This window comes from Sporosarcina sp. E16_8, from assembly GCF_017347095.1.
Lineage (GTDB): Bacteria > Bacillota > Bacilli > Bacillales_A > Planococcaceae > Sporosarcina.
This window is the reverse complement of record NZ_JADPRZ010000002.1, coordinates 287519-307575: the sequence shown is the minus strand read 5'-3', so window position 1 is coordinate 307575 and position 20057 is coordinate 287519. Positions and strand designations below refer to the sequence as shown.

The window sequence follows — 20057 nt, the reverse complement described above, 5'->3', positions numbered from 1 at the left end:
GGGCAATACAGATGTACTCTACCGTAGAAAAAGCAATCGAAGAACTAAAAAAAGGAAAAGCGATTATTGTCGTTGACGACGAAGACCGAGAGAACGAAGGGGACTTTGTTGCACTCGGTGAATTCGCTACACCTGAAATGATTAACTTTATGGCGACAGAAGGCCGTGGATTGATTTGCGTGCCGATAAATGAAGAGAAATCAAGACAGCTTGAACTAGGACTAATGACAGAAAATAATAGTGATGTTCACGGAACGGCATTCACGATTAGCATTGATCACGCCGATTGTCACACTGGAATTTCGGCATTTGAACGGTCAGAAACTGTTTTGAAAATGCTCGGGAATGAAGCCGGACCAACTGACTTTAGAAGACCCGGACATATTTTTCCGCTAATTGCGAAGTCTGGCGGTGTCTTAAAGCGCGCTGGCCATACAGAGGCAGCGGTAGACCTTGCCAAGCTTGCGGGGGCAGAACCGGTTGGAATCATATGTGAAATTATGAACGTTGATGGAACGATGGCGAGAGGTCCACAATTGAAAGTGATAGCTGAACGATTTGATCTTGTCATTTTAACAATTCAAGAATTAATTGCTTACCGACGAATCAATAAAAAACTTGTTGAGCGAATTGTAGATGTTCATCTACCAACTGATTTTGGAGATTTTAAAGCTGTTGCTTTCGTTGAAATAGAAACAGGGCATGAACATATTGCACTGGTAAAAGGCGATATCGAAGATGCTGAAAATGTACTCGTCCGCGTTCATTCGGAATGTTTAACTGGTGATGTTTTTGGTTCATGTCGATGTGATTGTGGCCCGCAACTTCAAGCTGCACTTGCACAGATTGAAAAAGCTGGAAGAGGCGTCCTACTCTATATGCGTCAGGAAGGGCGTGGCATTGGTCTCGTCAATAAAATGAAGGCCTACAAGCTGCAGGAAGAAGGATACGACACTGTAGAAGCTAATGAGAAATTAGGGTTTCCAGATGATCTACGGGATTACGGCATCGGGGCACAAATACTACGGGATCTTGGTTTAACGTCGATTCATCTTCTGACAAACAACCCGCGTAAAATTGCTGGACTAGCGGGGCATGGGTTAGAAATAACAGAGCGCATACAAATTGAAATGCCTGTTAAAGTGGAGAACAAAGTTTATATGGAAACAAAGAAAAATAAAATGGGACACTTATTGCATAATTGAGGGGGAATAATAATGAGTACAATTTATGAAGGACATTTAGTTGGGACAGGGCTTAAAGTTGGAATTGTTGTTGCAAGGTTCAATGATTTCATCACAGGTAAATTACTAGGTGGGGCAGAAGATGCATTGCGTCGCCACGGAGTTGCCGATAGTGATATCGCGGTTGCTTGGGTGCCAGGTGCTTATGAAATTCCGCTAATAGCGAAAAGAATGGCTGCTTCTGGTAAGTATGATGCAGTTATCACACTTGGTACAGTTATCCGCGGAGCAACACCGCATTTCGACTATGTGTGTAATGAAGTGGCTAAAGGGGTCGCGGCCATCAATCTGCAGGAAGGCATCCCGGTTATCTTCGGTGTCTTGACGACTGATACGATTGAACAGGCAATCGAACGTGCAGGAACGAAAGCTGGCAATAAAGGATGGGATGCAGGGAATGCTGCTATTGAAATGGCGAATTTGTTGAAACAGATGTAAATGGAATTGGGAAAGGCTTGGCTTCCGGTTAACCGGAAGCCAAGCCTTTTTTTATTTCATGCTTATTCCGATAAAATGTTTGCGCAAGACGTTTGTGGCAATAATGAAACTACGACACATATTTTGACTGGTCGCATAAAATAATGTATAATTCTCATAACCAAGTAAGTCAATATGAATTAGGGAGAATGAGTATGGAGAAATTTAGTTTACGACTAGTAATACTATTTACCGCAATCGTTTTACTTGCGGCATGTGGAAACGCTAATAAAGGAAATACGAGTGGAAGTGAAGGATCTAAAGGAAACAGTGATACAGGAAAGAAAGACGAAGACTTGCTTACGAAAGTACAGGATGAAGGAAAGTTAGTAATTGGAACAGAAGGAACGTATCCGCCATTTACATTTCATGATGATAAAGGGGAACTCACAGGTTTCGATGTTGAAATTGCAAAGGAAATAACAAAACGACTTGGAGTAGAGGCTGTATTTTTAGAAACACAATGGGATGCCATTTTTGCTGGACTTGATTCTAAACGTTTCGATATGATTGCAAACCAAGTTGGGATTCGTGAGGACCGTATTGAGAAATATGACTTTTCGGAGCCGTACATCACTTCGGCAGCTGTGCTCATTGCGAATGTTAATAATAAAGCTGTAACAAGCTTTGAAGCTATTAAAGGCTTAAAGTCCGCGCAGTCATTAACGAGTAACTATGCAGATATTGCCAGAACTTATGACGCTGAAATTGTGGGTGTTGAAGGATTCAACCAAGCTATTGAGCTAATCAATTCTAAACGTGTCGATGTAACGATAAATGATAAAATGTCTTTCTTAGATTTCAAAAAGCATAAACCTGATGCACCAGTTGAAATTGTAGCAACAGCAGATGATGCATCACAGAGCGGTTTAATGTTTAGAAAAGGTAATGAAACACTCATTACCGAAGTAAATAAAGCGTTGAATGAAATGATTGAAGACGGAACATACTTAAAAATCTCTGAGAAATGGTTTGGTGAAGATGTACTTAACTAATATTTTAGCTGACCCAGAGAAAATACAAAGACTACTGGATATTGCCCTAACATCCCTTTGGCCATTGCTGGAGGGAGCTCTTTACTATACGCTGCCTTTAACGTTTATTTCTTTTTTCTTCGGAATTATTCTTGCTGTATTAACTGCTTTGGCGAGAATATCTACAAGCAAGCCACTGCAAATTATCGGAAGAATTTATGTTTCTGTAATACGTGGAACGCCTTTACTCGTACAACTATTTATTTTGTTTTTCGGATTGCCAACGGTTGGAATTGTTATAGACCCATTTCCGGCCGCCGTTTTCGGATTTTCATTGAATGTAGGGGCGTATGCTTCTGAAGTTATTCGTGCAGCCATACAATCGATTCCGAAAGGACAATGGGAGGCAGCACATACGATTGGCATGAACTACACTCAAACGTTGAGGCGAATCATTTTGCCACAAGCAACAAGAGTATCTATCCCACCTTTATCAAATACATTTATTAGTCTTGTGAAAGATACTTCGTTGGCATCTCTTATTCTAGTGACAGAAATGTTTAGAAAAGCCCAAGAAATCGCTTCAGCAAACTATGAGTTTTTATTACTCTATACTGAAGCAGCAATCATCTATTGGCTTATTTGTTTTATCCTTTCCTTAATTCAAGACAGAATCGAACATCGTTTGGGTCGGTATGTAGCTTAGTAAATGATGCTGAAAAAATTGTAAGAAGGAGAGCATTATGATTTCGATAAAAGGATTGTATAAAAAGTTTGGCGAACTGGAAGTACTAAAAGGAATTGATTTAGAAGTGAATAAAGGAGAAGTCGTTGTTGTCATAGGACCGTCGGGCTCTGGTAAAACGACACTGCTTAGGTGTTTAAATATACTGGAAGTCCCGACAGCCGGAAGCATAACGCTTAATGGGCATACGGCGGACTTTTCTAAACAAGTAGCCAAAAACGAAATTAATTATTTTAGAAGTGAAACAGGTATGGTATTTCAGAATTATAATTTATTCCCTCATAAGACCGCTCTTGAAAACGTGATGGAAGGGCCAGTCATCGTAAAAAAAGAACCCAAAGATGTAGCCCGTAAAAAAGCAGTGAGTTTGTTAAACAAGGTTGGATTAGGTGATAAATTCGACTTCTATCCTTTTCAACTATCAGGTGGTCAGCAGCAACGGGTAGGAATAGCAAGGGCATTGGCGTTAGAGCCGAAAGTGATGTTGTTTGATGAGCCTACGTCCGCGCTGGACCCGGAACTAGTGGGTGAGGTGTTGCAGGTTATGAAAGACCTTGCCAATGAAGGAATGACAATGGTCGTCGTTACGCACGAAATGCGCTTTGCACAAGACGCAGCCGACGAAGTCATTTTTATAGATGAGGGAAAAGTAATTGAGCGGAATAAACCGAGTGAACTATTTACAAATCCAAAAGAAGAACGAACGCGACAATTTTTGAATTTGATTTTATAGCTGGGATATACGAAAAGATAGCCGATAATAGCTTATAAGCGTGGTTATCTTTTTTGTCTGCGACCGGAAACCTCGCTAAATTTGCTGGAAATAGTTATGATAGAGGAAGTTGTTATTTTATGAAATGAGGCGATTTACATGAGTGAACAAGCAAATGTTGTACTACCTAAAAAAACATGTACCATTGAGAAGCTAGTTACGATTCCAAAAGACGTTCAAAAAGTACTTAATGGTGAAAAGACAGCTACACGCCGAAATGGTGTTTATGCAGATCTTGGTGAAATTATGGTGCTTGACGATAAAGAGTTCAAAGTAGATTCAATTTACAGACAGACTCTTGGCGAAATGACAGACGAACATGCACAGCAAGAAGGTTACACAACGATGGAAGAATATAAACAATCCATTCTTGCGATGCATGACAAAATGCCGTGGTTACCGACGATGAGCGTATGGGTGCATGAATATAGCCCAGTAGAGAAATGAAGTTCTAAGTGAATTCGGGAATCTATGGTGCGATTGTCTTTCTGCACGTTATCAGTGCTGTACTCGCCATAGGTCCATTATTTATATTAATGCCGATTATTAAGCGCTTGCGTGGCGTTGGAACAGTAGTCGAGGAAGTTTATTTGACTGTTGTCAACGTCATCATCCGCCTTGTCATGCATGCAGGACATGTACTCGTCTACACCGGTGTCCTCTTATTAATATTTGGACCTTGGCCATGGTATACGTCATGGGTGATTATGACGCTTGCTGTTATGCTTTTATCGGGTGTTTTTCTGGCAAAAGGTTTTACAGTTGTGTTACGGAAATTTAAAAATCCAAATGCCGATAGAAATAAAATACTTGATCGTTTGAATACAACTTCATGGATATACATTGGCCTTATGCTAATCATGCTCTGGCTTATGGTAGAAAAACCAATGCTTTGGTGACCTTGAATGATAAATACATGCGATACATAGAAAAAGATGTGCATCTAACCAGTGCATGTCTTTTTTGATATTCGACTCCTTTTTGAAAGAGGTACATCTAGTAAGAGTAAGGGATAGGGTAGTGAGGCAAAGTTTAGAGCAACTTTATTTAGAACTGAGTGATCGTATTTATCGATATTTCTTTTTACAAGTCCGTCAGAAAGAGTTAGGCCTTTTATCTTGAAGTTGTTAATTAAAATTTCTTATACAAATTTGAGCTACTACTTCTTTATCGTAAAAGAAAGCTTTCCTCTAACCAATGAATTTCAAAATTCGTTACAGCATATCTATCGTTTATGGTAAAATTATCACAAGATTTTGAAGTTAGATATTTAATATGAATGGGGTTGGTGGGAATGGAATTTGTGCACTATCAAGATGTACATGAATTTGCGGTGAAAGTAGAACCGATTTTGTCTAAAGGTGAAGATGTATACAGTCTGTTTTTAGGAGTGCTGCAAGCAATTAAGGCTGGGCGTTACGAAAATCCATTCCTGGCAACAGTTGAAGAAGACGGGGAAGTGTTAGCTCTATTTCAAATGACTCCCCCTCATCCGTTAAACCTTATTATTACCGAAGAGAGTCGGTTGGAAGAAAGTATGGATTTAGTAATCGGGAAATTATTGGAACTTGAAATCGGAATTAGTTCTATTATAAGTTTGAAACCGTGGGCGTACAGTTTCGCGGGGAAATGGAAAAATAGAACCGGAATTGGACATCAGATACTAATGGATCAGGGCTTATATCGACTGAACAAATTAAATGAGACAATTGAACAAAGCCCTGGTGCATGGCGCTTTGCGGAAAAAAAGGATTGTCCACTTATCGAGAAGTGGTTCAACTTATTTGAAGGAGATGCCAGGATTCCGCTTACGCCAATGGAGGATGTGAAAAAGCGCGTTGCATCATTTATTGACGAACAGGAAGTGTTTTTGTGGGAAGATAACGGAAAAGTCGTATCAATGATGAAAAAGGCGCGCCCATCGAAGCATGGTGTAACCGTATCTTTCGTTTTTACACCAAAGGAAGAGCGAAAAAAAGGCTATGCACGAACGATGGTAGCTGCCGGTACAAAAGAACTTCTAAAGGAATATGACTTTTGTGTACTCTATACGGATTTGATGAATCCAACGTCGAATAAAATCTATATGGAAATTGGTTATGAACGAATTGCGGATTCCGTCCAATTAGCCTTTACTTCGAAATGATTGGGAATATGAATAACTGAAAGTGAAAAATGGCAAGGTATGAAAGGAGTAGCTAACTGTTGACTGAAATGTGTAATAGCATATAAATTCATAGTATAATATAGTCATGAAAACAATATATAAACCAAAAGAATTCGCAGAAATGTTGAATGTGACGGTCAAAACATTACAGAATTGGGACAACGCTCAAAAGTTAATTGCTTACCGAAACCCACAAGGAAGAAGGTTCTATACGCACGAGCAATATGCAGCGTATATGGGGATTCAGAAAGAAAATAAAGTAGGTAAGATTGTTATTTATGGGCGTGTTTCAAGTGCGGGTCAAAAGGATGACTTGGCGAACCAGCTCTCTTTTTTACGCGACTTCGCCAATGCAAGAGGATTAATTGTAGACGAAGTATTGTCTGACATTGGAAGTGGTTTGAATTACAAACGTAGAAATGGAACGTCTTGTTAAACGATTGCTTTGAGGGGAACGTTACGACGATTCTCGTTGCACATAAAGACCGTTTCGTTTGTTTTGGATACGACTGGTTTGCCTCTTTCTTAGAAAAGCGGGGCGTTGAAATTTTGGTTGTCAAGAATGATTCATTATCACCCCAACAAGAATTGGTTGAAGACTTAATTTCAATTATTCATGTCTTTAGCTGTCGCATTTACGGATTACGTAAATACAAAAAGAAAATAGAGGAGGATGAAAGTTTTGAAGAAAGCCTATAAAACAGAAATCCTTCTCTCTGACCAACAACAGAAAAAAGTCAACCAAACCATCGGCGTTTGTCGATACGTCTATAATTTATATCTTCATACTGCACAGGAACACTACAAAGAAACGAAAAAACACTTATCTGGTTACGACTTTTCTAAATGGCTTAACAATGTCTATTCGAAAGAAAGGGACCACTGGATTAAAGATGTCTCTAGTAAAGCTGTGAAGCAAGCTATCATGAATGGAGATAAGGCATATCGGAATTTTTTAAAAGGATTGTCTAAGTTTCCACGCTTCAAAAAGAAGAAGAACCAAGATGTAAAAGCTTATTTCCCGAAAAACAATACAACGGACTTAACAGTTGAACGACATCGAATTAAAATCCCAACGATTGGTTGGCTAAGATTAAAGGAATATGGTTACATCCCAACCAAAGCACACGTTAAAAGTTGTACAGTTTCTTGCAAAGCGGAGCGCTATTTCATTTCTACTTTGTGTGAAGAAGATTCATCTAATGTAGTTGAAGCGCCCAAGCATGATGGGATTGGTATTGACCTAGGTATTAGCACTTTAGCGGTTTGCAGTCATCATATCCAGTTTAAAAACAACAATAAGACGCAAGCGGTCACCAAGTTAGAAAAGTAATTAAAGCGACAGCAGCGGAAGCTAAGTCGCAGCTATGAACAAAATAGGAGTAGAGAGAGAGGTGAATTCTGCGCTAAAAATAGGCAAAAACAACTCGTAGTTGTTCAAAAATTGCACGCTAGACTAGCGAACATCCGACAGGAATACATTCGGTATGTTGTAAGTGTGTTGATGAAAACCAAACCAGCTTATCTTACAATTGAAGATTTAAACGTCAAAGGCATGATGAAAAATCGGCATTTATCTAAAGCTATCGCACAGCAATGTTTTTATGCTTTCCGGGAAACGCTTACTGCTAAATGCGTTGAGAAGGGTATCGAACTCCGACTAGTAGACAGGTGGTATCCATCCTCTAAGCTTTGTTCAAATTGTGGTGCCAAAAAGACAAAGCTAAGTCTTTCTGAACGAACATTCACGTGTGACAATTGTGATACTGTTCTTGACCGAGATTTTAATGCAAGTTTAAATCTGAAATACGCAAAAGAATATACGGTTCTCATCTAACGAAATCGCATATATGTAGGGTGGGCTACATCCGAATTTACGCCTGTGGAGTGCTAAATAAACCGTAGTAGTGAGCAGTTGACGAGACGGAGTACGAAGAAGCAGGAAACCGTCTAGCGTAGAAAAACAAATACGTTTTTCTATGTTTTTAGTAGCAGAAATGAATTGTTAAGTTATTATAGTAGGTTATCTTCTGAAGTCTATGATTTAGACAAACCTGTTGGTCATTCGTTCGGGGATGTAGAATATTATATAGATAGATTAGCTTCGTGCAAAGGACGTATTCTAGAACCCGCAACCGGAACAGGTCGTATCCTAATCCCTCTATTGGAAAAAGGGTTTAAGGTTGATGGATTTGATAGTTCGGATGATATGTTAACGATATGCCGTACAAATTGTGAAGAGAGAGGTTTAGACCCTCACCTTTTCGAAGGCAAGATGGAGTCATTTTCATTGGATATGAAATATGAAGCCATTATCATACCTGCGGGTACATTCTTGTTACTGCATAAAAGAGAAGACTCTATCAAAGCATTGAGAAATTTCCACAAACATCTTGTACATGGCGGAAGGTTAATTGTTGATTTATTTATGCAAACTGAAGTCTCAATAGGTAAAATTTCGACTAGGACTTGGGAATGTACGAATGGTGATAGTATCACTTTAGAAAATAATACAGTGGAAATCGACTATATTCATCAGTACTCAATTTCGCACGGACGTTATGAGAAATGGAGAAACGGAACGCTTTTGCAAACCGAACTGGAACGTTTTCCACTACGCTGGTATGGTGTGGAAGAATTCAAACTGATTCTTGAAGAAATAGGGTTTGAAAATATCACAATTTCTTCGGATTATAATTTCGGGGAGTATCCTATAAATCCAAAACAGGCAATAATCTTTGAAGCGGTGGCTAATAAAGAATAGCTACAACTTCCTTAGGGGAAATTAGTCGGGGAGGATCTATCTAGCCGCCTGGATTAGCGAAGCCGGTTACTTGCGACTTGAGCAGTTCATTTAGGGGGATGAAGAAGGGGTCTTACAACTACTAGGTATCGGAGTTTAAGCCTTGAATTCTATCCGTAATGCTTTTTCCGCGAAAGGATTATCATCCTTGAAAGATAATTAAGATAAGCTAAGACTATCCGTTAGGTTTGGATAGTCTTTTTTTATGGTAAAGAATAGTATGCTAGGTAGTGAGGAGAAATATGGTAATACGCTTAAAGTTTTAGTGGTTTTATCAATAAAAAGGGGAGTTGATAAAATGAACGTTATTGAAGTGAAAAACTTAACGAAAACGTATGGCAAAGCCAGGGGTATTTCAGATGTGAGCTTTAACGTCGAGCAAGGTGAAGTATTTGGTTTTATTGGACCGAACGGGGCTGGGAAATCGACGACGATCCGAACATTACTATCATTAATTCATCCAACGAGCGGTAGTGCCACGATTTTCGGGAAAGACATAATAAAGGATTCACCGGCAATTAAAAAGGACATCGGTTATTTGCCTTCAGAAGTATTCTATTACGAAAATATGAGAGTGAAGGACTTGTTAAAGTACTCCGCTAGTTTTTATAAAAAAGATTGCGGAAAACGAATGAAGGAACTAGCGAAGATTATGGAATTGGATTTGAATCGTAAAATCGATGACTTGTCACTGGGGAATAAAAAGAAGGTCGGCATTGTGCAGGGATTATTACATGAACCCAAATTAATCATTCTCGATGAACCGACAAGTGGTTTAGATCCACTCATGCAACATAAATTCTTTGAACTGTTAGAGGAAGAAAATAAAAAAGGGGCGACGATTTTATTTTCATCACATATTTTATCGGAAGTTCAACGATTATGCGATCGCGTTGCAATTATTAAAGAAGGAAAGATTATTAAATTGGAGAAAATAAGCACGTTAAAAGAAAATAATTATAAAAAGATCCATATTGAGACGACTACAGAAATTGGAAAAGACTATTTTGCGATTGAAGGTGTAACAGATTTAGTTGTTGATAGACATAAAGTTGATTTTCTTTTCAAAGGAGATATTAATACAGTGATGAAGAAAATCGCTACCACACCCATCGTTAATATAGGAGTGGAGGAGCCGGATTTAGAGGAGATTTTCATGCATTTTTATGAAAAAGAGGAGGCGTATGAACAATGAATATTTATTTACATGAGTTGAATGGTCACCGGAAATCTACTGTGCTGTGGACAGCAACACTCGTGTTAGTTGTTATAGTATTCATGTCCATATACCCCGCTTTTTCAAAAGATGTAACGGCATTTAAAAGTATATTGGAAGGATTTCCTGAATCCGTTCGAAATGCCATCGGATTAGAGGTAAATCAATTTTTTTCGTTGTTAGGTTTCTATTCCTATCTATTTCTGTACATTAAACTTCTTGGAGCCATTCAAGCGATGAATTTAGGAATCGGTATTATTTCAAAAGAAGTACGCGATAAAACCGCTGATTTTTTGTTGACGAAACCAGTGAGCCGTGTGACTATTTTAGTTGCAAAAATGATGGCAGCGTTAACTTGTATTGTCCTTACAAACGTGATCTTTTTGCTACTAACCTATCTAATTATGTCTTATACGTCGACAGAACCGTTTAGTTCGAAAACGCTATTTATGCTATCACTAACATTATTTCTTCTTCAGCTGCTCTTTTTAAGTTTAGGGTTTATGATTGCGGTTATTGTACAAAAAATAAAAGCTGTGCTCCCTATTTCACTCGGTGTTGTGTTTATGTTCTTTCTACTAAATTTATTTGGTTCAGCGACCGGGGACAACTTGCTACGCTATTTGACTCCATTTCAATACGTTGAACCGATGTACATTTTGAGAAATAATAGCTATGAGCCAGATTTTCTACTTGCTGGTTTGATTGTTTTAATCGTTTCCATTGTAGTCAGTTATGTCGTCTATACAAAAAAGGATATCCCATCTGTATAAGGTTGGAAAAATTTTATGAGGGAGGATCATTTCGATGAACATTTTTAAAAGGGAAATGAGAGCGAATCGAAAGTCGCTCATTATTTGGTGTATCGGTGTATTGTTCATCGTTGGAAGCGGGATGGCTAAGTTTGCGGCTTTAAGCAATACAGGCGATTCGATAAATAAGTTAATGGCAGATATGCCATCGTCATTGCAGGCACTCATGGGGATTGGATCGTTGGATTTAGCGACTGTGGACGGTTACTTTGGGTTGTTGTATTTATATTTGGTCATAATGGCGTCCATTCATGCAGCAATGTTAGGGGCGACAATAATATCAAAAGAAGAGCGTGATAAAACAGCGGAATTTTTATTTGTGAAGCCCATTTCTAGAACAACGGTAATTACGGCTAAATTAGGGGCATCCATTGTCATTGTCATAGTTTTTAATCTTGTAACCCTACTCTGTTCTATCATTTTCGTTGACTATTTTAACAAAGGTGACTCCGTCACTTCCGAAGTTGTACTATTAATGGGTGGAATGTTCATGATGCAGCTTCTCTTTTTATTTCTCTCGACAGCTGTTGCGGCATTTGTGAAAAAACCAAAGTTTTCTATCCCTATAACAACGGGCATCTTGTTGGTTACATTTATTATGTCTGTTGGAATTGATTTGAAAAGTAATCTAGATGGGCTTAAGTATGTAACGCCATTTAAATACTACGAAGCAAAGAATTTACTTCATGATGGGAGATTCGACGGAAAATTTGTCGTATTATCATTTCTTTTAATGGCAGCATCCATTTTGACGACGTATGTCTTTTATAGAAAAAGAGATTTACATATATAAAAAACTGACGGACTTTTACAGTTCGTCAGTCTTTAACAACTTAAATTTTTTTGGGCATAGGAAAGACGTTGCGCAATCTTATCAGCAATTTTCATGCCATGAAAGCGTCCATCTTCAATGTAAACACGATTTGTAATGCCACCCGTTACAACCCCAGATAGAAAAATGTTCTTGACATTTGATTCATATGTCTCTGGATTAAACGAAGGAACTAATGAAGTGCAATCGGTTTGAATTCCAATACTTTGAAGCAGTGAAATATTGGGTTGATATCCGATGAGGGAAAATACATAGTCATTTTGAAGTGTAACAGTTCCTTCAGAAGATTTTATGCGAATGTTTGTGTTATCAATGGCAGCAATACTGGAATTGGGATAAAAATCAATTTTTCCTTTTTTAAGAAGGTTACGCATATCTAATAACAAGGATGGTTTAATACCCTCTAAGACAGTTTCTCCACGATGCACAAGTGTAACTTGGGCTCCGTTACGATAGAGATCAATCGCAGCTTCAATCGCTGAATTTTTACCGCCAACGACAGTAACATGTTGCCCATAATAGAGGTGACCTTCTTTATAATAATGCGATACCTTAGCTAAATTATCTCCGTCTACCCCTAGTTGTCTAGGCGTATCGAAAATCCCTGTTGCAATAACAATCATCTTGGTATCATAAGGAATGGTGTTGCTATTACGATCCCCTGCGTGGACAGTAAAAGATAATGCGTTCTTTGTAATAGAAATAACCCTTTGATAGCATTTAATATTAATTTCTTGCCTCTCTGTTACAAGGCGATAATATTTTAACAGCTCAGTTCGAGTGGGGCGTACATCTTGAGATAGGAATGGAATGTTGCCAATTTCTAAGCGGTCAGAAGTACTGTAGAACGTCATATGTAAAGGACAGTTGACAATTGAATTGACAATCGCCTCCTTTTCAATAATCACATAAGAAAGTCCTTTTTCTTGAAGGGCAAGCCCCGTAGATAAACCACACGGGCCGCCACCAATAATAACAACATCATACATACAATAAATATCCTCCTTAAAATTTACATAAAAATGGTTAAAAACGTTATTTTTTTAGGTATGTTACATGATGAATAACGCAAAAAAGTAGTATTTCTTCTTGCTCATCAGTATGCTCAATCGAGGAAGAAGAAATACTGGAAAAAGTATAAACCAATTAATGTTATATTACTACTTTTCGGATTAAAAAATGATTTCACATAATATACTCACGAATTACATAGGAGAAAGCATGAATTGAACACATATATATACAGATTCTTATAAAATATATTCGAATATAGGGATAAGATAGTGTGCCTATGGTAGTAACTTGAAAAATAACTTTAATATGTAAGGTTCCAAATTATTATCAAGTAAGTGATTGGATTATCTAGCCTTCGAATAAAATACAGAGGGAGTTGTCAACAATGAAAACGGTAAAAGTTTATCATTACGATGCATTTAGTAATAAACCGAATAAGGGAAATCCAGCGGGTGTCGTTTTAGATGGGAATAACCTAACGGAAAAAGAAATGCAAGAAGTCGCTTTAAATGTAGGTTTTAATGAAACCGCTTTTCCTGTGAAGTCAGATGTAGCTGATATTAGAATTCGTTATTTTACACCAGGGGAAGAGATGGACTTATGTGGTCATGCAACGATGGCTACTATTTACGCACTGAAATCTAGGGGGTTATTAGGGGAGAAAACGGAGCTAACAATTGAAACAAGAGCAGGGATTTTACCAATAAGGATAAATTCGACCACAGAGAATGACCTATACATAACTATGAAACAGGCTTCTCCACAGTTTGAAGAATTTAAAGGCTCCAAAGAAGATTTGGCAATGTCAATCGGACTTGTTGAAGATGATATAGATTCAGAATTACCGACTTTATATGGAAGTACAGGTTTATGGACTTTATTAATTCCTATAAAAAAGCGTTGTGCATTCAATAGGATGAAGCCCAACAACAAACTTTTTCCAACTATATTAAAGGAAATACCAAAAGCGTCTGTACATCCTTTTTGCTTAGAAACGTATGATTCCGATGCAGATATGCACGCTCGCCATTTCTCCTCTCCGTTTTCTGGTACGATAGAAGACCCCGTGACAGGCACTGCATCAGGAGTAATGGGTGCTTATTATGCAGAAAATATAGCAAATGATTTTGACACTAAATTAACCTTGTTAATTGAACAGGGTATTGAAATTGAAAAAGAAGGTAGGGTGAAAGTCAAAGTTACCAAAAACAATCAGACTTATGACATCGAAATTACTGGTAATGCTGTTTTTGTAAAAGAATTTGATATTTCTATTGAAAATAATACAACACCTTTATCAAATTAATAGGTGCGAGGGTAGTAAATACAGGCCCATTGTTTTCCGTGTTTACAGATTTATAAATATAGAGTGAGTAGAACAATCAACTCGGAATTTCGATTGATTGTTCTTTTGAATTTAAAACACTCCAGTGGCTGTAATACAGTTAGTGGCCCAAATTGTAAAAACGTTCTGCTACGAACCTCAAGTCTTCTAAAAGTAAAGATCGTAAGTTAGGGCGACGCCTAACCGCAAGTGGATGGTAGGCCACCGCTGTCTGGAACCCTCGTACATCATGCCAACTGCCTCGCAATGACTTCACTTCAGCTTCGGGATTTTGAAGAAAGGACTGGACTGCTACATTTCCTAAACAAAGAATAAGAGCAGGCTTTTTTTCTGAAAGTTGCTGATCTAAATGTTTCATACAGATTTGACGCGTTAACTCTTTGTCATAAGCGCGTACAGGCTTTCTTTTCAGGATAAAAGTGACGTACAGATCTTCTATTTTCAAGCCAGCATCATTCGCGACTTCTTGCAGTGTTTGTCGTGTTCCACAAAGAAATGACTCACCTTCACGGTCCTCACGTGCTCCAGGGTTATCAAGGATAATCATAATAGGGGCTTCCGGATTACCTTCACCCCAGACCATACGTGTTCCTTGTTCATATAGACCGCAATCCTTACAATCTAACAGGTAATCAGGGGTTGGATCCTCCGCCAGTGCTATTGGACAAAATTTAGGCATACTTTCAGCTCCCTTTGTAGGTTATGTTCGATAAAGAAAGCTTTCCTCTAATGAAAGATTTCAAACCACCTTTCCAAAAGATTGGCTATAAGCGAATTGCAGATTCTGTACAGCTAGGTTTTGTATAAATTAGAGCGTCCAAGCGAAACAGCAAGATGAAAACGAAACAAAGTAATTGTGGGTAGAAAAAGGGGGGCTTTTCACCGTTCTAAGTAATTTCCATATACTAATAGGAATTACTTAGAAGGGGGAATATGTCTTGTATTTCAATCAGCATGGAAAGGACTATAACCAACAGGGCTTTCGGCACCATCAAGACAATTTTGAACCACCGCCATTTGGACCGCCAATGGGAGGAGTTCCAATGGGCCCGCCGCCTGGCTTTTCGCCACCGATACCTGCGGGGCAAGTTGGTTCAAGTGGTATAAGAATTTGTTTATATAAGAACACCTATATATGGTTGAGGAATGGTAATGGCTTTTGGTTCATTCCGACATCTGTAGGAAGACAATTGATTATAGGGTTGCGCTGGAGTAGAAGGCGCGGCTGGATCCATCATGTGGTCAATCGAAACGATATACGCTCTTTCCAATGTTTCTAATTAAAAAAGAATAGTTAATTCAAAAGAGCCAGGAATATCCTGGCTCTTTTGATATGAAATTCAATATTTATTATCTAATTATGAAAATATAGCGAGTTTTTCAATCCGTCCTACAGCTTCTTTTAAACGGTCTTCATTTTCCAATAAGCCTACACGTACATACCCTTCACCATACTTTCCAAAAGCATGACCCGGTGCTACGGCGATGTCTGCTTTGTCCAATAGTAATTTTGTGAACGATTCACTTGTATATCCTTGTGGGACAGGTAACCAAGCGAAGAAAGATGCAGTAGGTGCAACGACATCCCAACCGATTCGTTTACATTCGGAAATTAAAACATTTCGGCGGCGTTCGTAAAGTGATACAAGCTCATCCACACAATCCTGACTTCCTGATAATGCCTCTGTAGCTGCGCGCTGGATTGCTGGGAATATATCTATGAATAAATGGTCTTGCAACAAGCTAATAGCTTCGATGATTTCGGCATTACCGATGGCAAAACCGACCCGCCATCCTGCCATGTTATACGTTTTTGACAATGTGTACATTTCAATACCAACTTCTTTTGCACCTTCTGCTTGCAGGAAACTGACAGGTTTCGCCCCGTCAAAACCGATTCCGCCATAGGCGAAGTCATGCAAAATTGTAATATCATTGGCTTTTGCCAAAGCAATGGTTTCTTCGAAAAATGGGAGTGTGGCGGTTGCGCTCGTTGGGTTATTTGGATAGTTTAAATACATTAATTTTGCTGCCTTTTTTTGTTCATCGGAGAGAGCAGAGTAATCAGGTAAAAAATCTTTTTCTGCAAGTAATGGCATTAAGTCATACTTAATATTGGCCAAACTTACACTTGATAAATAATCGGGATATCCCGGGTCTGGCAATAAAAGTAATTCACCTTCGTTCATAATTGCGAGGGGTAACTCGACCAATCCCGGTTTTGTTCCAAATAGAATCGCTACTTCTGTTATAGGATCAATTTGAACATTGTACTCTCGTTTATAAAAGTCAGCAACGGCCTGTTTTAATTCGGGAGTCCCTCTGAAAGGGGAGTATCCATGTGTTGTTGGATCTTCAACTGCTTCTTGTAGTGCCTTTACAATATGGGGGGGAGTCGGCTGATCGGGATTTCCTCTGCCTAAGTTAATAACATCGCGTCCTTCAGAAAGTGCTTCTTGAACGTTTCGAACAAGTGATGCGAAAAAGTGCGGTGGTAGGTTCTTGAGTCGATTTGATAGTGTCATGTAATAACCTCTCTTCTATGTAATCGCGGGCCTACAGGATGTAGGTTATGCAACGGGGGGGATTGAAACTACATCCCTCCTTGTTGCCAAGGCCAGCACGAAGCTGGTCATGCAGTCGTAGCGACAGGACGTCGCGGTTTTAGACTGCCTTCCTCTTAAGCTGCGCTCTTTTTAGGTGCCTTGCACTTTACTTTATTTTATTGTCAGTATACATGGAATGAAATGAAAATGATAATGAATTGTTATATATCAGAACATATTATTGAAATATATTACTATTCATAGACTTGTTAACTAAAATAATTACAAAATGGGATATCACGAGAGACTGAGGGATTGGCCCGATGTCGTCCAGTAACCTCTTGCGCAAAGTAAGTTTAGTCCTAACTCCTGCATAGTGAATTTCATTTTGATAAATATGTTTATAGCGCACTGCAAAAAGCTGGCGAAACCATTAAGGTTTCGTCAGCTTTATTTGATTTTATTGTGAAACATTAGCCGTTTCGCTTGCTTCAATTTCCTCAGTCAACACAACTAGCTGATCAATCAAATCACCGATATAAGCAATTGTGTCACGCAATGGTTTTTCTGTTGTAATATCAACACCCGCCATTTTTGAAAGTTCAGCAGGAGATTTTGTTCCGCCAGCTTTCAATACTTCGAGCCATTCATCGACAGCAGGCTGACCTTCCTCCAAGACGCGCTTGGATACCTGTGTGGAGATAGTGAGTCCAGCACTGTATGTGTATGGATACAAGCCCATATAGTAGTGTGGCTGGCGCATCCATGTAAGTTCAGCACCCTCATTAATCTCCACATCTTCTCCCCAAAACTCTTCAAGTACGCCGCGTTTCAAGGTGTTTAACACACCGGCATTGACACTTCCACCTGCGTCAATGCGTTCATAGACTTTTCGCTGATAGGCGGCTTCTAGTAAATGCGTCACGAAGTTATGGTAGTATGTGCGTGCCACGATTGATGAAATGACCCAACGTTTGAATTTCGGATCTTCCGAGTTTGAAAGCAAGTGGTTTGCCACGAGCATTTCATTCATCGTCGAAGGAGCTTCGATGAAATACAGTGACGGGCGTGCATTGAATACGTTTTGCTCCCGGTTTGCATTGTAGAAATGACCTGCATGGCCTAATTCATGAGCTAAGACGAATACATCATTCATACTGCCTGTCCATGAAATAAGGATGTATGGATGATTGCCGTATGGGCTAGAACAGAATGCACCCGTAGATTTACCTTTGTTCTGAGCGAAATCAATCCATCGTTCTTTGTATGAACGATCCACCATATCCATGTAATCATCACCCATAATGGCAAGGGCATCATCAATATATTTCTTCGATTCATCTACCGTTATTTTAGGTTCGTACGTTGGATCAAGCGAAATCTTTAAGTCAGCAAACGTCATTTTATCAAGTCCGTGAACTTTTTGCAGAAGTTTTGCGTACTTTCGCATATGCGGTGCAAGCTCTTTTGTGATTAAATCAATTTGACGGTCATACATGGGCTTATCGACTTCTTGATTGAACAATAAGTAATCGAAAATCGAATTATAGCCTCTAAGGTCAGCTGTCGTTTTTTCCGTTTGCAAATGCATATCATATGTTTTCGCAGTTGTATGTTGATAGTCTTTTAACTTAGCTGAGAATGCTTCGAATGCCGCATGGCGTTTGGTAGTATTTGTTTCGCCCTCCCAGTCACCTTCGAAGGACACATAGCTTAACGGATAACTTTTCCCATCGACTTCAAAATCATCAAATGACATATCAACCATTTTCGTCGTGTTATACAAACCATATGGGCCAGCGAATGTGGAAGAGAAGGCGGCTAATGTTTTCTCAACTTCAGGGTGCAATTGGTACTCTTTTTTGCGAATCAATTTCTCCAAGTAATTTTTAAAATCGCCCGACCGTTTCATTGCATCTTCCAAAACATCTACGGGTAACTCAGAAAGCTCACTGTTGACGAATGATAGTTTGCTGTTTATTTTTGCAGCAGTAGAACCGAACTTGCTTGAACGCATTTGTGCTTCGTCATCAGTTTGGTCTGTACTTGACGACAAACTCGTATACGTACCAACAGGCACCACTTTTTCATAAACAGCCGCATAGGCTACCAGTGCCTCAATTGCGGATTTTGCATCTTTAATGTTGCCATTGAATTTTACTGCATATTCATCGACTTCTTTTTCCAATTCAATTACTGCAGCATTATATGCATCTTCTGTTTTGAAAAGATCTTGCAGATTCCAAGTTTCATCTGTCTTTACTTCTGAACGCAGCTGCATACTCTTTACCATTCTAATCTCTCCCTTTTATTACGGATGTCGAACTAAATAATAGTATATAGTATATAGTAGAATAGTGTAAAAGTAAAAAGTAATCACCCTTTTAACAATTTTCAGATAAGGTCATTAAAATAAAGATTCCATTCTAATCCGCTACGGCGCTCGGGAATGCCTCCCGCCATAAGCCTGACTGCAGCGCTATCAGTCTTATGGCTTCGGCTACCCCTTGAATGGCGCCAACACTCAGTTATACAGCGTATTAAATAGTTTAACTTAGATAGTATTATTTGTGCTTTTTTGAAAGACGTTCGATTTCATCTGTTAGGATAAAAGCAAGATCATCATTGCCGAAAAGTTGTAGGACATCCAGCATTGTTTCGTTATCAATGTCGATTTCTTCTTCGTATTTGGCTTCTTCAACTATTTTCTTCATCGTCTCATTTTCTTGTTGGTCTGGATATGCGCGGCTATATAACTCATGCGGATTCACTTCATTATTAGCGCACCATTGTACAAACAACCGAATCATCAGCTGCTCATCTTGTTGATACTTTTGAATGACTTGTTCATCGATGCTTTTAAATTCCATGTTAGTTAGCTCCTTTTACGTACAGTTCTCATAAGTATATACGAAATGTGAAAGTTCTAAGGGGTTAACGTAAGTATAAATAAGGAACAGTGATTTAGTAATTAAATCAGGTCTGTTGATTAACCAATTATTTGCATGAAATACTGGTGAGAAGGGCTTGATATCCTTCATTTTCACTGGATTATTTTCAGCCCGCTTACGGCTAACTATTCATGACAGATTTACTGAGGGGCCATAGTG

Annotated in this window: 18 protein-coding genes, 2 pseudogenes and 1 riboswitch; of the genes and pseudogenes, 15 read left to right on the top strand and 5 right to left on the bottom strand. The window is 38.8% G+C overall.

Translation table 11 applies throughout. The features are described from left to right. The first annotated feature begins 11 nt into the window (after positions 1-11). From I2484_RS03255 to I2484_RS03190, 14 genes and pseudogenes are all read left to right on the top strand, one after another. Complete coding sequence (locus tag I2484_RS03255) at positions 12-1205, top strand: bifunctional 3,4-dihydroxy-2-butanone-4-phosphate synthase/GTP cyclohydrolase II (RefSeq protein ID WP_207149579.1); 1194 nt, start codon at positions 12-14, stop codon at positions 1203-1205. Between the two features lie 12 nt (positions 1206-1217). Further along, complete coding sequence (gene ribH, locus I2484_RS03250; RefSeq protein ID WP_207149578.1) at positions 1218-1682, top strand: 6,7-dimethyl-8-ribityllumazine synthase; 465 nt, start codon at positions 1218-1220, stop codon at positions 1680-1682. Positions 1683-1876: 194 nt separating this feature from the next. Beyond that, positions 1877-2716: an amino acid ABC transporter substrate-binding protein gene (locus I2484_RS03245; RefSeq protein WP_207149577.1), complete on the top strand. Its 840-nt coding sequence runs from the start codon at positions 1877-1879 to the stop codon at positions 2714-2716. Next, positions 2703-3401 carry an amino acid ABC transporter permease gene (locus I2484_RS03240; protein ID WP_207149576.1) on the top strand — a complete coding sequence of 233 codons (699 nt, stop codon included), beginning with the start codon at positions 2703-2705 and terminating at the stop codon, positions 3399-3401. The genes I2484_RS03245 and I2484_RS03240 overlap by 14 nt, the downstream gene beginning before the upstream one ends. 37 nt (positions 3402-3438) lie before the next feature. Then, the gene (locus I2484_RS03235) at positions 3439-4173 is read left to right on the top strand and encodes an amino acid ABC transporter ATP-binding protein (RefSeq protein ID WP_207149575.1); all 735 of its coding nucleotides are present in this window, start codon (positions 3439-3441) and stop codon (positions 4171-4173) included. Between the two features lie 138 nt (positions 4174-4311). Further along, complete coding sequence (locus I2484_RS03230) at positions 4312-4659, top strand: ASCH domain-containing protein (protein ID WP_207149574.1); 348 nt, start codon at positions 4312-4314, stop codon at positions 4657-4659. Between the two features lie 8 nt (positions 4660-4667). Then, positions 4668-5111, top strand: coding sequence for a hypothetical protein (locus I2484_RS03225; RefSeq protein ID WP_346014147.1), 444 nt, complete (start codon positions 4668-4670; stop codon positions 5109-5111). A gap of 395 nt (positions 5112-5506) precedes the next feature. Next, the gene (locus tag I2484_RS03220) at positions 5507-6358 is read left to right on the top strand and encodes a GNAT family N-acetyltransferase (RefSeq protein WP_207149573.1); all 852 of its coding nucleotides are present in this window, start codon (positions 5507-5509) and stop codon (positions 6356-6358) included. 106 nt (positions 6359-6464) lie between these two features. Continuing rightward, positions 6465-7078 (top strand): annotated as a pseudogene (locus I2484_RS03215) (IS607 family transposase). Then, a pseudogene (locus I2484_RS03210) lies at positions 7062-8216 on the top strand (RNA-guided endonuclease InsQ/TnpB family protein). Before I2484_RS03215 ends, I2484_RS03210 begins: the two co-directional pseudogenes overlap by 17 nt. A 165-nt stretch (positions 8217-8381) precedes the next feature. After that, positions 8382-9143, top strand: a complete 762-nt coding sequence (locus tag I2484_RS03205) for a class I SAM-dependent methyltransferase (protein ID WP_207149572.1) — start codon at positions 8382-8384, stop codon at positions 9141-9143. Between the two features lie 337 nt (positions 9144-9480). Next, positions 9481-10377 (top strand): ABC transporter ATP-binding protein, encoded by an 897-nt coding sequence (locus I2484_RS03200; RefSeq protein WP_207149571.1) that lies wholly within the window; start codon positions 9481-9483, stop codon positions 10375-10377. Beyond that, the gene (locus I2484_RS03195; RefSeq protein WP_207149570.1) at positions 10374-11171 is read left to right on the top strand and encodes an ABC transporter permease subunit; all 798 of its coding nucleotides are present in this window, start codon (positions 10374-10376) and stop codon (positions 11169-11171) included. The genes I2484_RS03200 and I2484_RS03195 overlap by 4 nt, the downstream gene beginning before the upstream one ends. Before the next feature lie 34 nt (positions 11172-11205). Further along, positions 11206-12003: an ABC transporter permease subunit gene (locus I2484_RS03190; RefSeq protein WP_207149569.1), complete on the top strand. Its 798-nt coding sequence runs from the start codon at positions 11206-11208 to the stop codon at positions 12001-12003. Between the two features lie 32 nt (positions 12004-12035). Here I2484_RS03190 and I2484_RS03185 read toward each other — a convergent pair whose 3' ends face one another. Continuing rightward, positions 12036-13031, bottom strand: a complete 996-nt coding sequence (locus tag I2484_RS03185) for a YpdA family putative bacillithiol disulfide reductase (protein WP_207149568.1) — start codon at positions 13029-13031, stop codon at positions 12036-12038. A 410-nt stretch (positions 13032-13441) separates the two neighbouring features. Here I2484_RS03185 and I2484_RS03180 point away from each other — a divergent pair, with 410 nt between their 5' ends. Beyond that, the gene (locus I2484_RS03180; protein ID WP_207149567.1) at positions 13442-14362 is read left to right on the top strand and encodes a PhzF family phenazine biosynthesis isomerase; all 921 of its coding nucleotides are present in this window, start codon (positions 13442-13444) and stop codon (positions 14360-14362) included. Positions 14363-14501: 139 nt separating this feature from the next. Here the strand turns inward: I2484_RS03180 and I2484_RS03175 are convergent, their stop codons facing one another. The 4 genes from I2484_RS03175 to I2484_RS03160 form a co-directional block, all read right to left on the bottom strand. Beyond that, complete coding sequence (locus I2484_RS03175; RefSeq protein WP_207149566.1) at positions 14502-15080, bottom strand: uracil-DNA glycosylase; 579 nt, start codon at positions 15078-15080, stop codon at positions 14502-14504. 679 nt (positions 15081-15759) lie between these two features. Further along, positions 15760-16926 carry a pyridoxal phosphate-dependent aminotransferase gene (locus tag I2484_RS03170; RefSeq protein ID WP_207149565.1) on the bottom strand — a complete coding sequence of 389 codons (1167 nt, stop codon included), beginning with the start codon at positions 16924-16926 and terminating at the stop codon, positions 15760-15762. Between the two features lie 312 nt (positions 16927-17238). Then, positions 17239-17349: riboswitch (SAM riboswitch) on the top strand. Between the two features lie 58 nt (positions 17350-17407). Continuing rightward, a complete protein-coding gene (pepF, locus tag I2484_RS03165; protein WP_207149564.1) occupies positions 17408-19240 on the bottom strand; it encodes an oligoendopeptidase F in 1833 nt (610 codons plus the stop codon). 271 nt (positions 19241-19511) lie between these two features. Further along, entirely contained in the window at positions 19512-19817 is a 306-nt protein-coding gene (locus I2484_RS03160) for a hypothetical protein (protein ID WP_207149563.1), read from the bottom strand. Positions 19818-20057: the final 240 nt, after the last annotated feature.

Excerpts from the sequence above, each read along its gene's own strand:
- I2484_RS03255 (WP_207149579.1), top strand. The coding sequence starts at position 12 with ATGTACTCTACCGTAGAAAAAGCAATCGAAGAACTAAAAAAAGGAAAA.
- ribH (WP_207149578.1), top strand. The coding sequence starts at position 1,218 with ATGAGTACAATTTATGAAGGACATTTAGTTGGGACAGGGCTTAAAGTT.
- I2484_RS03245 (WP_207149577.1), top strand. The coding sequence starts at position 1,877 with ATGGAGAAATTTAGTTTACGACTAGTAATACTATTTACCGCAATCGTT.
- I2484_RS03240 (WP_207149576.1), top strand. The coding sequence starts at position 2,703 with ATGTACTTAACTAATATTTTAGCTGACCCAGAGAAAATACAAAGACTA.
- I2484_RS03235 (WP_207149575.1), top strand. The coding sequence starts at position 3,439 with ATGATTTCGATAAAAGGATTGTATAAAAAGTTTGGCGAACTGGAAGTA.
- I2484_RS03230 (WP_207149574.1), top strand. The coding sequence starts at position 4,312 with ATGAGTGAACAAGCAAATGTTGTACTACCTAAAAAAACATGTACCATT.
- I2484_RS03220 (WP_207149573.1), top strand. The coding sequence starts at position 5,507 with ATGGAATTTGTGCACTATCAAGATGTACATGAATTTGCGGTGAAAGTA.
- I2484_RS03200 (WP_207149571.1), top strand. The coding sequence starts at position 9,481 with ATGAACGTTATTGAAGTGAAAAACTTAACGAAAACGTATGGCAAAGCC.
- I2484_RS03195 (WP_207149570.1), top strand. The coding sequence starts at position 10,374 with ATGAATATTTATTTACATGAGTTGAATGGTCACCGGAAATCTACTGTG.
- I2484_RS03190 (WP_207149569.1), top strand. The coding sequence starts at position 11,206 with ATGAACATTTTTAAAAGGGAAATGAGAGCGAATCGAAAGTCGCTCATT.
- I2484_RS03185 (WP_207149568.1), bottom strand. The coding sequence starts at position 13,031 with ATGTATGATGTTGTTATTATTGGTGGCGGCCCGTGTGGTTTATCTACG.
- I2484_RS03180 (WP_207149567.1), top strand. The coding sequence starts at position 13,442 with ATGAAAACGGTAAAAGTTTATCATTACGATGCATTTAGTAATAAACCG.
- I2484_RS03175 (WP_207149566.1), bottom strand. The coding sequence starts at position 15,080 with ATGCCTAAATTTTGTCCAATAGCACTGGCGGAGGATCCAACCCCTGAT.
- I2484_RS03170 (WP_207149565.1), bottom strand. The coding sequence starts at position 16,926 with ATGACACTATCAAATCGACTCAAGAACCTACCACCGCACTTTTTCGCA.
- pepF (WP_207149564.1), bottom strand. The coding sequence starts at position 19,240 with ATGGTAAAGAGTATGCAGCTGCGTTCAGAAGTAAAGACAGATGAAACT.
- I2484_RS03160 (WP_207149563.1), bottom strand. The coding sequence starts at position 19,817 with ATGGAATTTAAAAGCATCGATGAACAAGTCATTCAAAAGTATCAACAA.